Source organism: Limosilactobacillus viscerum (assembly GCF_947387525.1).
Taxonomy (GTDB): Bacteria; Bacillota; Bacilli; order Lactobacillales; family Lactobacillaceae; genus Limosilactobacillus; species Limosilactobacillus viscerum.
On the sequence record NZ_CANDNW010000002.1, the window covers coordinates 15980 to 30923 of the forward strand.

Genomic DNA, 14944 nt, shown 5'->3' on the forward strand with positions numbered 1-14944 from the left:
GTTTTTGCGTATAATGGTTCAGCAAGACTAAATACTAGTCTCGCTGGACCATTTTTATTTGCAAAAAGGAGAATTGGTTCATGGAAGAAGTCTATATGAAATTACCTCGTGATGGTGTCGAAACAGTATTATTTATGGGAATTGTCTCAATCATTTCCGTTAACCTAATCGCACCAATGATTACGATGCTAGAAATTGGCTTTAGCTGGGCACATTATTTGCGGACTTTACGGATTATCCCGTTCATGTGGCTAGCAGTAATTGTGATTGTCGCTTTGGCACAGGAGCCAGCAACGAAACTAAAGAATAAGATCGTTAATCCGCATGATAGCTTCAATTCTCAGATCCTCATCGATATTCTTTGTCACGTTGTCATGATTTCCGCCTTAATGACAATTGTGGGGACGTGGATTGGGCAGTTACATATTTCAATGGCGCCCTTTTACTCCTACATTAATAATTGGCCGCGTAATTTTGCAATTGCATTTGCGGTGGAAGGACTCATCGCCCAGCCAATTGCACGACGGGTCCTGCTTTTTAAGCACACCCACCAGCAAAAATGGCGTTAATTCAGTTAAATGATTAATCAGCTGAAACCGGGAAAATCAACTTCAGGCTCGAGGAATTTGAGACCGGCATTGGTATTGGATAGGCCGGTGCTTATCCTTGCGGGGGCCGCTTTTTCACGGTTACAGCATTCAAAATAAAAATTGAGGTTGGAGAGATTCCTTTCCAGCCTCAATTTTTTAATTTATTATCGAAAATAAAATTGAGAGTTCAAATAAGTTAACGTTATTGTTTACCCTAAAGATTATTAAATTTATTTTTAAAATAAAAATTTCTAGTTAGGTCTTAAAAATAGGGTGTTTCCATTGTTATCCACTGAAAAACAGATTCAGCTAATTATTCGATTCATAATAAATGAATAATTAGTGTATTACATTTGAAGTATAATTAACAAGAATACACTAAAAGTTATTTTATATTAAGGGAGTATTACGAATGGAAAGTAAAAGCCACTATAAGATGTTTAAAGCAGGGAAACTGTGAATGACTGCCATGGTTTCTGCCGCTGTTTTGGGGGTCGCTAGTGTTGCTCACGCTGATGAGCAGCAGCAACCATCGACAACTGATTCTGCTAGCCAAGAGTCGGTTGACCAGAATGCTGGTTCATTAACTAGTACCAACACCGTTTCGTTATCAAGCACGAACCAGGATCAGGGACAGCAAACCCAGCCAAGCAATAATCAAACTGCCACGCCGGTAACCAGGGCGGCGCAAGCTAGTGCCACCTCAACTGCTAATACTAATGAAGCAACGAGTGCAACACCGCGTGAAGCTTCTCAAATTGCGGTCACAAACCCTAATGATTACCCAACTAAGGCGGCTTCACTGGTTGGTCGGAACGCTGCTGGACAGCCTTACTACGTTTACCAAATTGTTAACTTGACTAATACAACCATTAACGGTCAGCAGGCACGGCTGATCCTTTCCGTGGACCCCGTTAACCCACAGGGGACCAACTACCTTTACGTAACAACCGACCAGTATGATAAGGCCTACCAGGCAATTGTGGTTCCATCTGGTTCGTACGTCGATGTTTCCGCAGGTAATACAGGTGCACCCATCACGAACCCAACGCGGAACAATAGTTACCGGGTTTCAAACACGGCGCCGTTTAGCTTAAGCTTCAATGGTAAGCAGATTAGTGTGCCAGCCTCCTTATCAATTAAGAGTACCCGTGGTGTAACGCCAGTTTACGGACTGGGAAACCAGCACTACACCAACTATTCTGACAAGGTTGACATCACACCAGACAATAATGCGCCCGCAATTGAATACATCTACAAGGACAAGAATGGTAATTACACTACTAACAGTAGCTTCCCAGTTAACGTTCCGGTTAATGGGATTACGGGGCAAAAGTTTACCATCACTAATGTTAATAACTACTTGCAAGTACTACCGGGCTACTACCTGACGAACCAACCAAACGGCCTGGCTAACACGGCGAATGGTAAGGACTACGCCGGGACGATTGCCCAATTCCAAATCGGCAAGTACTACGAAAAGACCTTGTACAACTGGGACCGGTCTGTATCCCAAACCTTGATTTATTAACTCCTTGACCCACAAGGTACGATGAACATTTCATTGTTGCGGCCAAACCAAAAGACTGAAACGCTGACTGTTCCGGAAGGACAAGTCAAGCAATTTAGCAACGGTACCTTAGCTCGGAACCCGTATGTCCCCGGGACCAACAGTGTTCAGTTGATTTATGCTGACCTTGGCCACATCATTCCAGTTGACGAAAACGGGAACGTTATTTCTGGCGCATCACAACCGATTTATAACAATGATGCAAATGATGCTCACAAGGCTGCTGCAACTGATTCACCAGACTTGACCTCCCAAGGATGGGTATTAGCAGATCCTAGTCAGGCAACGATTAACCCTGAGAACCCGGGTGCTGATACCCTTGTTCAATACCGGCGGGTTGTTGTTAATACTGAAGATGTTAAAGTTACTCAAACGGTTCAATATAAGTACGCCGATGGGGTTACCGCGGGCCGGCCAACATTGCCAAGCGACAACGTTCAGAGTGTAACCTTTACCCACACCGTTATTACTAACCCGGTTACGGGGAAGGTGCTTTCTGATACCTGGACGCCTGACCAACCACAACAATTTACCGTGGTTACGACGCCAGAAATTCCGGGCTTCTTCGCTGACCAAGCTCAAGCTGGTGGGGATAATAATGTTACCCAAACAACCCCAAGTAAGACCTATGTCGTCCTTTATTCTGCACCAAATGAAACAACGGAAGAAAAGACGATCACCCAAACCATCCGCTACGAATACAAAGATGGTGTGACGGCTGATCGTCCAGCACTGCCAGAAAATAACATTCAAAGCCTGAAGTTTACCCGGACGATTCATCGGAACCCACAAACTGGGGAGATCATTTCTACCACGGACTGGGCACCAGCTCAAGACCACTTTACGATGATAACCACTCCAGGAATTGAAGGTTACTATTATGACAAGGCAGAAGCCGGTAGCACTGCGCCGGTTACTGCGGCAAGTGCTAATACTGAGTACGTGGTTTACTACGCTGCTCCAGAGATCACAACTGAAAAAAAGGTCATCACCCAGACGGTTCACTACCAATACCAAGATGGTGAAACTCAAAACCGCCCAGCATTGCCAGAAGATAATATTCAGTATTTGACCTTTACGGAAACATTGGGAACTAACCCATTTACGGGTCATGTGGTTTCATTTGGTTGGACACCAGATCATAGCAACTTCCAACTTGTCCAAACGCCAACTATTAATGGTTACTATGCTGATAAGGCACAAGCCGGTAGCGACCAGACCGTGGTGCCAAATGATATGGATACGTACTACGTAGTTAACTATGCTGCGCCAACTAGTACCATTGTGGAGAGCAAGACGGTTAAGCAAACGGTACGTTATGAATATGCTGACGGGGTTACGGAAGGCCGGCCAGCTTTGCCAAACACTGATGAACAGGCATTGCTCTTCAACCGGACCGTGGTTGAAAATCCATACACCCATGAAGTGATTTCAGACACGTGGAGCCCAGCCCAAAACTTCACGATCGTTAATACGCCTGAAATTGCTGGCTTCTACTACGATGAAGCCCAGGCCGGTAGTGATGCTCCAGTCACCCACGAAAGCGGTGATAGTGATTACGTTGTTAAGTACGCTCCTGCTAAGAAGACAACGGAGGAAAAGAAGGTTACCCAGACCATTCGTTACCACTATGCCGACGGGGTTAATGGTGACCCTGCATTGTTGCCAGCAAACAACGTACAGACGTTGACGTTTACGCGGACAACGTTGCTCAACCCATGGAATGGCGAAGTGCTGAGTGACGAATGGAGTCCGGCACAACACTTTACAATCGTGGACACACCACGGATTGACGGCTACTTCTTTGACCAAGCCCAAGCGGGTAGTGAAGGGGAAGTTACGCAGGAAAGTCCTGACACCTTCTATGACGTTTACTACCTTGACGCTGAAACGACTGAGACGCAAAAGACAATCACCCAGACGGTTCGCTACGAATACGCGGACGGGATCACGGAAGGTCGGCCAGCGCTGCCAGAAACCAACGTCCAAACGCTGACCTTCACGCAAACGATTAAGCGGGACCCAGTTTCAGGTGCAATTATTTCTGATGGATGGAGTGAACCACAACGCTTCAGCATCGTGACAACGCCAACGGTTAACGGTTACTTCTACGACCTGGCCCAAGCCGGGAGCGATGAATTGGTAACTCATGATGACGCCAACACTGAATACGTGGTTAAGTACGCCCCAGCTAAGACGACGGTCACTGAACAAAAGACGGTCACGCAGACCATTCGCTACGAATATGCTGATGGAATTACGGCGGGCCGGCCAGCCTTGCCTGCAACTAATATTCAGAAATTGACCTTCAACCGGACGACCGTGACGAACCCATTCACGGATGAAGTGCTTTCTGACAGCTGGAGTCCAGCACAGAAGTTTACGGTTATTACGACGCCAACGATTGCGGGCTTCGATGCCGACCAAGCTGAAGCGGGATCAACTGCTGACATTACTTACATGAGTCCTGACCTGAACTTTGTTGTTAAGTACACCGCACAGAATACGCCTGAAGAGCCAGACGAACCTACTGTGCCGGACGAGCCAACGGTACCAGATGAACCTGAAGAACCAACCGAACCAGAAACACCGGTTGAACCAGGTGAACCAACGCCAGGACCGGAGACACCGGCTGAACCAGAAATCCCGGCAGTTCCTGAAAAGCCAGCAGAAAAGCCGGCTGACAATAACAATAAGCTGCCACAAACGGGTGCTAATGATGCAACCGCGATTGCTGGTTTAGGTCTCTTAACTGCAATGATGAGTCTTCTCGGATTAGGGAAGCGGAAGAGACAGTAATAGAGTTAAAAAATGACTTACGATAAATATTTCGTAAGCCATTTTTTATATCTGCGTATAGAAAGGGCGCGCAAACAATTAGATGATTTGCGCGCCTTTTAACGTATTATTTATTTAGTGAACTTTTTCTTAAACAGTAGTCCGAAAGTGAGTGGCAGTGTTAAGAGTAATGACAGCAAGGCATGATTGTTGTTACCTGTTTGTGGTAATGCCTGCTGATCATTTTTGGTACTTACTGCTGCAACAACACCTGCTGATTTTTGGGGAGTGGTTACTTTAACGTTAGTTGTTACAGGTGCTTGTGGTGTTGCTTCAATTACTGCTGATTCATCTTCTGCTACTGGTACGTCATCCTTCTTAACCTGGGTTGGTGCTTCAGTAGTTTCGTGTGGTTCTTCTTGGGCAGGTGAAAGTGGCGCCCAAGGAGTGGTCTTCTTAGCCGGAGAAAGTGGTGTCCAAGGGATAGTCTTCTTAGCTGGTGTAAGTGACGTCCAAGGGATGGTCTTCTTAGCTGGCGTAAGTGGTTTCCACGGAATGCTTTCGTCAGGCTTTGACTTTGGCTTTCCTGCCGGTTGTTTTGGAATAATAACCTCGATCTTTGAATCATCGTGAGGAATAATCGGGGTCGGCTTCTTACTAGGCTTCAAGTCGGTCCAAGGAGTAGTCTTCTTAGCCGGAGAAAGTGGTGTCCAAGGGATAGTCTTCTTAGCTGGCGTAAGTGATGTCCAAGGGATGGTCTTCTTAGCTGGTGAAAGTGCTGTCCAAGGAATACTTTCCTTAGGTTTTGACTTATCGGTTGTGTCCGTTGGCTTTTTCTTATCCTTATCACCAGAGACACCACCATCCACTAAAATGTTGTGAACCGAATAATTCGTATCTCTGCTAGAGAAGTCATTTACCGGATTCTTACCATGTTCGTGGTAGGAAATGGTACTGAAGTTGGAAAAACTTTCTTGACTTTCATTAGTAATCTTCGTCAGGTAGTGGATGACAAAATAATTGCAGGAAACCCACTTCCCGGGGATGTTTACCAAAATAGTGTTGTTATTGGTTTCAATGGTTGCCCCATCGTACGCTTTTTGGAAGTCTTGGATAGCGTCTTTGCCATAATAGTGGCTCTGATTGTTAACCGTAATATCAAAACTATCTGTATCGAGCTCTTGTCCTGCCTGGATTTGATCCTTAACAAAAACGGGACCATCAGCGTACCGGCTATGTATATTGATGTTTAAAAACCACCGAACACGGTCAGTCATGCTTGGTAAAATGTCACCGGTTTTGTAGTAGAAGCGGTCATCTTCTTGTGGCGCCGATGGAGTACGATCAATCGGTTTAAAGTTGATATCGGCAGAACTGTTACCACCATTAACGTGGAATGTACCACCATTGCCATCGTTGCGGACCTGAACTTCAAAGCTGGCCCACCCCTTAACATTCTTTAAGGTATCCAAAGCTGGGTGGGTGAAAGTAATTACAGCCTGGTTATTCTCAACGTTGAGAACGGCACCATTTTCAAAAGTAACGTCCTGGCCATCTACATTTTGGCCGTTGATAGTGAGGTTGAGATTCTTTTGGGCGCCCATCCCATATACGTTACCGGTAGTTGGCCAGTTAACCGTAATTTGGTCGTTGTTATGAATTTTATGCTGGTGTTCATCGAATTCCACTCGAATATTCATGTAAGAACCATCACGTGGTTCACTACCGGCACTAGATGAGGTTGAGATGCCAGTGATGTTGTCACTAACATCTTGACCATGATTGGTTGCTGGTGTCGTTTCTGAACTGGCATTTGCTGAAAGCGTAGAAACTGCTACTGCATTATCAGAAGCTGGAATAATGGATTTGTTATTACTAATGCTTTCAGTAGTTGCTGTTGTATCAGCATGGATATCTCCCTGGCTGACTGCAATTGTCCCTAATGCAATTGCACATACGAATAAGGTACAGGTGTTTAGCCTCTTACCCATTGTTGAAATCCCCCTAAATAATAGAATTTAATTGAAAAAGCTAAAATTAAAATGCGTGAATGATCATATCATTTTAGTTAAAGGTTTTACTAGTTGTAAGGAAGCCATTTCTACTTAAGCCAAGCAAAAATTATAGTGAAACTTTATGCAAACCGGTACTTGAAATCTAATATAAAAATGTTAAATAAATTTCTTTATATGAAAATTTTGTGCAGTATCCGGTTGACAGAAAAAGGATATTAGTTAATTATTAAAAACCGCCAATTCATTTCTAAAGAAACGTGTTATAGTATAGTTAATTTAAGAAAGCGAGGGATAAGGGTTATGGCTAAGTACATCGTTGAATTAAGTGAAGAAGACATCCAAATGATTAAGGATTGTCACTCAAAGAATCCTTCAATCATGAAGGCAATGGAAAACGCTAAAAAGGAAAACTAATTTTCCATTATTTATTGGTCGCTGTCCGGGAAACCGGATGGCGATTTTTTTGTTTAAAGCTGTTTTCAATTGTGAAAAAAGAATGCGCTAACAAAAAAATCTAAAAAATTTTTTAATTACCACTTTCCTAGAGCGCCAAGCGATTATATGTCAAACGTATGACACAATGTGCCATAAAAATATGTCATACGTTTGACATAAACAGTCACAAAGTGTAGTATCTCAACATGAAAGCGTTAATACATCAAAAGAAAGGTATATCAACTATGACGCAGGAAATTGATAAGACAAAATTAATTCATATTACTAATGACCGCTACCGTCCCGCATACCATATTGCGACGAATGGTGGCTGGCTTAATGACCCTAATGGGCTCTGCTTCTACAAGGGTTACTACCATGTCTTTTACCAGTATCACCCGTATTCCGCTGAATGGGGGCCAATGCACTGGGGACATGTCCGTAGCAAGGACCTTATTCACTGGGAACAACTTCCCGTGGCCTTAGTGCCTGGTGATCCGGAAGATTCAGGTGGTTGCTTCTCTGGCTCAGCTATTGTTAAGGATGACCGACTTTACCTGATTTATACTGGTCACCACTATTATGGCGATGGCGACCTCGACCACTTCTGGGAAAACCAAAACGTGGCTTACAGCGATGATGGTATCCACTTTACAAAGTACGAGGGCAACCCAGTAATCAGTGCCCCAGATGATAACGCGCAAGACTTCCGTGATCCTAAGGTATGGCAACATGATGGCAAGTATTACTTGGTATTAGGGAGTCGTGAAAAGAAGACTAACCATGGTCGAATCTTACTGTACCAGTCAACAGACTTGCTTCACTGGGAACAAGTTGGAACAATGTTTGACACGAAAACCGTTAAGAATACTGGTAAGATGCTCGAATGTCCAGACTTCTTCCACCTCAATGGTCAAGACGTTCTACTGTGTTCACCGATGGGCCTAGAATCAACTGGGAAGAACTTCATGAACCTCTCTCAGGTATGTTACTCAATTGGTCAATTAGATTATGCCAACTGCCAGTTCAACGGTTCCGACCTTCAAGAGCTTGATAAGGGGCATAACTTCTACGCTACCCAGACTTTTGAAACACCAGATAAACGGCGGGTTATGATTGCCTGGACGAGTCCATTTAATGAAGAGATGCCAGAAAAGGCTGACGGCTGGGCTGGAATCTTAACCATCCCACGGGAATTGTCGATTGTCGATGGCCACTTGTATAACAAGCCGGTACGGGAAATGAAAAAGCTACGTGCTCACCCCGATCTTGATGGTGAACTGACTATCGACGGAACAACAAAACTGGAGATGTCAGATCCACAGCACAGTGAATTTAACTTTGCCTTCCCTGAAGCAACTGATGGTCAATTAAGCTGGCAGCTTAATGATAGTCAAGGAGCATTGTTAAGTATTACTTACCGTGATGGTGAAGTGGTACTTAACCGGCGTGGCCAAGATGGTAAACGTTATGCATCTGTACCTGCTGGTATTATGAATCTGCGGATTTTCGTCGATACCAGTTCCGTGGAAGTCTTTATCAATAATGGCTGGGTATCATTTACTGACCGTTACTACGCTGATGGCCCAGTTAGTTACCAACTGACGAGTGATCATCAAATTTCATTGATGGCAGAAAATTATGCTTTGAAGTAGAAAACGAGGTAGCATCATGAAAAAGAGTAAATTATCTGCATTTAAGAATTCATTTTATATTGAAAGTTCGTTAAGCCTATTACTATTCTTTACTGCTTGGGGGATTTGGTGGTCCTTCTTCCAAATCTGGCTGACCAATGATCTTGGCTTTTCCGGTGCTAAAGTAGGTTTGATTTACACCTTTGACTCCGCTATTACCTTGGTATTAATGTTTGTCTATGGTTCAATTCAAGATAAGCTGGGGATTAAGCGGCGGTTACTGATCGGGGTTACTATCCTCGAAATGCTGCTCGGCCCATTCTTCACTTGGGTTTACTCACCATTGCTTCACTCCAACTTCATCCTCGGTGCCTTTCTTGGGTCACTGTACCTGTCATTTGCCTTCCTGGCTGCTTCACCAACCTTTGAAGCCTTGGCAGAACGGATGAGCCGGCGGTACAGCTTTGAATATGGTCGGGCCCGTGCTTGGGGGTCATTCGGTTATGCTGTTTCTGCCCTCTGTGCTGGTTATCTCTTTACGATTAGTCCATACATTGTCTTTTGGTTAAGTAGTGGGGTCAGTTTTATTACCTTCTTGTTAATGTGCTTCGGTCGGACGAAGAGTGAGAAGCAAATTAAAGCTTACGAAAATAAGTCCGAAGAGCAACACGATGCTGACAAGCCAAGCTTTAAGGAAATCCTTGGCGTCTTCAAGATGAAGCAGTTGTGGGAATTAGTAATCTTCATTATCTTTAGTGGTTCATTCTACACGGTCTTTGACCAGCAGATGTTCCCACAATTCTTCACCCAGTTCTTTAAGACAGCGGCACAAGGGAACACGGCTTACGGGATTTTGAATTCCATCGAAGTCTTCTTGGAAGCCATCATGATGGCGATTGTTCCATGGATCATGAAGAAGATTGGTGTTCGTCGGACCTTGATGGTTGGGGTAACAATCATGTTCTTGCGGATCGGACTTTGTGGTCTGGTTGTCAGTCCGGTTGGAATTTCAATCGTTAAGTTGTTCCACGCACCAGAAACGGCTATCTTTGCTCTGGCAATGTTCCGTTACCTGACACTTCACTTTGATACTCGGCTTTCAGCTACCATGTACATGGTTGTTGGTCAAATCGCTGGTCAGATTGGACAAATTGTCTTCTCCACACCATTGGGGATGCTTCATGACCACATTGGCTACCGTGCAACCTTCCTGGTAATTTCCGCAATTGTCATCTGCGCTGCAATTTATGCCTTCATTATTCTGCGGAAGGATACCCAAGAAGTTAACGGTCAACCACTTGAACGTGAATAGTTAAAAAGTATTTTAATTAACCCTCTAAGTTGGCTTTTTGGCTGGCTTAGGGGGCTTTTGAGTATTTTCTCTGGAACAGAGAATTAATATAATGTACTTACGAGGTGGTCAGATGAAAGACGCGAGAGAGACATCAAAGTTCCGCAATTTAACTAGGAATGATAAAGAAAAAAAGATTTTACCAGAGAAGAAAACAATCCGTCCTGAAAAAGAAGAGGTTAGCCCAAAAACGATAGCGCTAATTAATTACTTATTCAACGAAAATCAAAAGTTAATGGAAAGATTGAAGGATCAATGAATTATTTAGCTGTAGTATGATGATTGCTCTTTAATCAAAAACAATGCGTATTGGTCATCTTTTGCTGGTTAAGGTTATAATGGAAAATGATGAAACTGATTGAAAATGAGGGAATTTGTTATGAACCAACCCAAAATGACGGATGTGGCGGAACTAGCCGGTGTTTCACCGACGACCGTTTCACGGGTAATTAACCGCCGCGGCTACCTAAGCGAGAAGACAATTAATAAGGTTGAAGAAGCTATGCGAAAGCTCAACTACCGGCCAAACACAGTTGCTCGTCAGCTGCAGTCCCAGCGGACGATGACGATTGGTATCTTGGTGCCTACCGTGGCTAACCCATTCTTTGGGGAATTGACGTTTAAGCTGGAGCGCTACTTCTTTAATGCCGGCTTCAAGGTGCTGATTGGCAATGCCGAAAATGATATTAAAAAGGAGCGGCTATACCTCCAACAGTTGCTGGCTCGACAAGTCGATGGCCTGGTGATTGCCACCCACAACCACCAGCAGCAAATTCCGGAATACCAAAATGCTAACCTGCCAATTGTTTCCGTTGACCGTTATCTCCGGTCGACGATTCCAAATGTCAGTTCCGATAACTACGCGGGTGGACGCCTGGCAACGGAAGAACTGATTAAGCGTGGTGCCACCCATATTATTCACACGGATAGTGTTGAGCGGTTTAATAAGCGGGACTACCTCCGTCAGCAAGCCTACCAGGATGTAATGAAAGAGTATGGCCTGGAGCCGATCACGTATAAGATTGACTTTGATAGTAAACCGGCGTTAATGCACCAGTTCTTTAACCGGATCTTTGATGAACACCCTGAAGCGGATGGCTTCTTCACTAGTAACGACATGGATGCCATCCAGCTGCTCCAGGTTGCGCGACAACGGGGCGTGGCGGTGCCGGATGACATTCAGGTAATTGGCTATGATGGGGTGCCAACAACGACTCGGATTGTTCCGGAACTATCAACAATTGTCCAGCCGCTGGACGCAATGGCGAAGACAGCGGTCAGCATACTGCAAAAAGAAATTAATGGTGAGACCGTCACCGGTAGTCATAATTTACCGGTAAAGTTGCGGGTTAGTTCTTCATTGAAAGATAAACTGTAATATCTGGTGAAAAAATAAGAAGGAGCAAGGCAGAAGTCAGTTACGATTTCTGCCTTGCTCCTTCTTATTTATAAGGCTTTATTTGGCTAATCTCTTTGGAATGAACTTCAACACACTTAAAAGAATAATGACAGCAAATACCAACATCAACAAGAAGGCATGAGCGGTTCCCGTCGCCGTGGCAGCAGGAGTCTTACCAACGCCAACCTGGCTCTTGGCAACAATCATGGCAACTAGGGAAGTTCCCATAGAACCGGCAAATTGCTGGAGGGTGTTCAAAATGGCGTTCCCTTGCGGTGATTGTTCCTTTGGAAGGCTAGCAAGGGCGGAGGTCATGACGGTTCCCATCAGCATTCCCATGCCGACCATGTAGAAGACATAGACAATCGTAATGAAGAGGTTGCTGAGGTGGTGGGCCATCAGTGCAAAACACAGAATCGCAAGAAGCATCAGGCAGGAACCAGTTACGATTGGCTTCCGGGGACCAAATTTATCGAGCAGGCGCCCGCCAATTGGGGCACAGACAGCGCCACCAATACCAGCAGGCATGACGATTAACCCCGCGATTAGCGCTGAATTATGGTTAACCAGCTGGATGTAGTTTGGCAAGAGGAAAGCGAAACCGAGTGAACACATCTGTGTTAAGAAGAAAATCAAGATATGCCCAGCAAAACGGTGGTTGGCAAAAAGGCGGAACTCTAAAACCGGCTGGCTAATGGAAAGCGACCGCCAGGAGAGCAATGCCATTGCAACCAAACCAATTAACAGCATTCCACCGCTCATGAGGCTGATGAGTGGGGTGCTGGAAAGGTTGCTAAAACCGACTACCAGGCCCGTAAACATGATGGCGATCAGTAGGCAGCTGACGAGGTCAAAGCGTTGCCGTTCGATGGCTGACTTTTGCTGGATTCCCCAGATACCGGCAAGAAGGGAAATGACCAGGAAGGGCAGGAGAATAATAAAAATCCACCGCCAACCAAGGCTGGCAATCACAATCCCGCCAAAAGTTGGCCCAACTGCGGGAGCAATCTCGGTAATGAGGTTACCAAAGCCCATCATCAGCCCAATCTTTTCCCGGGGGACCTGTTCCATGATGATGTTAAACATCAGTGGAAGGGCAATTCCAGTTCCAACCCCCTGGATGGCCCGGCCAAGCAACAGTAATGGGAAGTTTTGTGCCAACCCGTCAATCACGACCCCGCTGATGAAGAGAAGGTTAGCAACGAGGAAGATCTTCTTTGTTGGAAAACTCTTTTTCAGTAGGGCGGAGAGGGGAACGATGATGGCAACGATTAATAAGTAAATGGATGTCATCCACTGGACAACGTTGGTCGTGACGTTGAATTCGGCCATTAGTTTAGGAAATGAAATGTTCATCGCTGTTTCAACGATGACTCCGCAAAATGACATTAAGCCGGTTGCCACAACAGCCGCGATGACCTTACGGGGAATTTTTACTGATTTATGCATGCTAACCCTCCATTTTAAGTGATTAATAACATGAATTATTATATGGAGCAATTCTAAGGGAGTCAAAGGGGGAGAAAATAAAAAGTCCATGACAATTATGGCACTTGTCATGGACTTCACTCTGTGAAAAAGTAAGGAGTTACATATTTGGATCTTGAAAGCGATTATTTACTGTCTGAATTGTAGTTAGTTACTTAGTTAGCGTGGATAATGTATGCATGTCCTTGCCGAGGTCTTTGTATAAGTCCCGGTAGAGTTGGTAATAGTGATTGTAAACTTCATGTTGGGCTCTCCGTGGTTCGACCTTATCACCGAGAACTTGCCACTTCTGAACTTCATCAACGGTTAAGGTTCCTGTTGCTAATCCAGCAAGCATTACATCACCAAGGTTTGCTTCGGCATCATCAATTGGTGTCCGCACAGCGTATCCTGTGACATCAGCAAACATTTGAACCCAGTCCGGCGAATTGGTAACCCCACCAGCGATGACGATGTAATCACCGAGGTCTTTACCAGTACTCTCGATACTGTTACGTAAAGCATAGCAAACAGCTTCCTGGAATGCGTGGAAAATGTCAGCCTTGGTGTGAACTAGTGACAGGCCAAAAATTAGCCCCTTAGCATCGGAGTTCCAAATTGGTGCCCGTTCACCCATGAAGTATGGAAGAACAACCAGGCCATGACTACCAGCCGGGATATCATGCGCTTCCTTACCAAGCGTGACATAAGCATTGTCGCCGCCGCTTTCTTGAACTCCCTTTTCAAGGAGGCCAAGATTATCACGGAACCACTTGGTAATAGCACCAGCAGTGGCGGAACCACTGAAGTTGTAGACCAGGTGCCGTGACTTGTAAGGGTATGGCCAAACAATGAGGCCCTTACCCTTAATTGGCTCTTCACTCACTAATGCGGCATTCATGGAAGAACCAATTGCGGCAACGTACCGACCGGGCTTAAAGACACCCATTCCAATGTTGGCCGCACCGACATCGACACCACCGGCAATTACTGGAGTGCCCACAGCGACGCCAAGTTCCTTGGCAGCTTCTTCAGTAATTAAACCAGCAATTTCAGTTGCGTCAACAAATTTTTCGGGCATCTTATCAACTGGAACACCCATTGCTGACATCATTTCCTTCGACCAGGTACCCTTGTTGATGTCATAGAAACCACCGATATTTCCGGCAGCGGAATAGTCGATTGATACCTTACCGGTTAGTTTGTAGATAACATAGTTGTTTGGTGGAAGGAATAGTTTCGTCTTCTTCCAATTTTCCGGTTCATGATTTTTAATCCACAGTACCTTAGTGTAACCGTAATAAGGGTCAACGACGTCGTTACCGGTGATTTCAGCTAGACGCTTGGTATCAATGTGTTCTTTAACCCATTTAGTCTCTTCGGAAGCCCGCCGGTCCATCCAGATTAATGCTGGGCGGACAGGTTCCATATTTTCATCAACGGGGATTCCAGAACCACCGTACAGACCGCTAATTCCGATTCCCTTAATGTCCTTTGGGTCAACCTTGCTTTCTTCTACCGTTTTCCGGATGGAAGCTTTAACAGCATTTAGCCATACGTCTGGCCATTGTTCGGCCCACAGGGGATGGGGTGTTAAAACGTCATATTCTTCAAGGTCTTGGGCAATCAAGTTTCCCTTGGTGTCCATTAAAATACTTTTGGTTCCTGATGTCCCAATGTCTGTTCCAATTAAATAGTCCATGCT

At 45.0% G+C, this 14944-nt stretch carries 11 protein-coding genes; 8 read left to right on the forward strand and 3 right to left on the reverse strand.

Features of this window, described 5'->3' with window-relative positions; translation table 11 throughout:
• Positions 1-80: 80 nt before the first annotated feature.
• The 4 genes from QOS07_RS00865 (at position 81) to QOS07_RS00875 (ending at position 4959) form a co-directional block, all read left to right on the forward strand.
• Positions 81-569 (forward strand): hypothetical protein, encoded by a 489-nt coding sequence (locus QOS07_RS00865; protein WP_283587134.1) that lies wholly within the window; start codon positions 81-83, stop codon positions 567-569.
• 433 nt (positions 570-1002) lie between these two features.
• Entirely contained in the window at positions 1003-1050 is a 48-nt protein-coding gene (locus tag QOS07_RS09585; protein WP_408613242.1) for a KxYKxGKxW signal peptide domain-containing protein, read from the forward strand.
• On the forward strand, positions 1051-2121 hold the full coding sequence (locus QOS07_RS00870) for a hypothetical protein (RefSeq protein WP_283587135.1): 1071 nt from the start codon (positions 1051-1053) through the stop codon (positions 2119-2121).
• A 21-nt stretch (positions 2122-2142) separates the two neighbouring features.
• Positions 2143-4959 (forward strand): mucin-binding protein, encoded by a 2817-nt coding sequence (locus QOS07_RS00875; RefSeq protein ID WP_283587136.1) that lies wholly within the window; start codon positions 2143-2145, stop codon positions 4957-4959.
• A 110-nt stretch (positions 4960-5069) separates the two neighbouring features.
• On the opposite strand, the gene QOS07_RS00880 is transcribed toward QOS07_RS00875, so the two are convergent.
• Complete coding sequence (locus QOS07_RS00880; protein ID WP_283587137.1) at positions 5070-6929, reverse strand: collagen binding domain-containing protein; 1860 nt, start codon at positions 6927-6929, stop codon at positions 5070-5072.
• A 704-nt stretch (positions 6930-7633) separates the two neighbouring features.
• Here QOS07_RS00880 and QOS07_RS00885 point away from each other — a divergent pair.
• The 4 genes from QOS07_RS00885 to QOS07_RS00900 all read left to right on the forward strand — a co-directional run bounded on the left by QOS07_RS00885 (position 7634) and on the right by QOS07_RS00900 (position 11751).
• Positions 7634-9043, forward strand: a complete 1410-nt coding sequence (locus QOS07_RS00885; RefSeq protein ID WP_283587138.1) for a glycoside hydrolase family 32 protein — start codon at positions 7634-7636, stop codon at positions 9041-9043.
• Between the two features lie 16 nt (positions 9044-9059).
• Positions 9060-10334, forward strand: coding sequence for an oligosaccharide MFS transporter (locus QOS07_RS00890; protein WP_283587139.1), 1275 nt, complete (start codon positions 9060-9062; stop codon positions 10332-10334).
• A gap of 112 nt (positions 10335-10446) precedes the next feature.
• Complete coding sequence (locus QOS07_RS00895; RefSeq protein WP_283587140.1) at positions 10447-10632, forward strand: hypothetical protein; 186 nt, start codon at positions 10447-10449, stop codon at positions 10630-10632.
• A 120-nt stretch (positions 10633-10752) separates the two neighbouring features.
• Positions 10753-11751, forward strand: a complete 999-nt coding sequence (locus tag QOS07_RS00900; protein WP_283587141.1) for a LacI family DNA-binding transcriptional regulator — start codon at positions 10753-10755, stop codon at positions 11749-11751.
• A 78-nt stretch (positions 11752-11829) separates the two neighbouring features.
• On the opposite strand, the gene QOS07_RS00905 is transcribed toward QOS07_RS00900, so the two are convergent.
• Both QOS07_RS00905 and QOS07_RS00910 read right to left on the reverse strand, forming a co-directional pair.
• Positions 11830-13221, reverse strand: coding sequence for a DHA2 family efflux MFS transporter permease subunit (locus QOS07_RS00905; RefSeq protein WP_283587142.1), 1392 nt, complete (start codon positions 13219-13221; stop codon positions 11830-11832).
• 190 nt (positions 13222-13411) lie between these two features.
• The gene (locus QOS07_RS00910; protein ID WP_283587143.1) at positions 13412-14941 is read right to left on the reverse strand and encodes an FGGY-family carbohydrate kinase; all 1530 of its coding nucleotides are present in this window, start codon (positions 14939-14941) and stop codon (positions 13412-13414) included.
• Between the last annotated feature and the right edge of the window lie 3 nt (positions 14942-14944).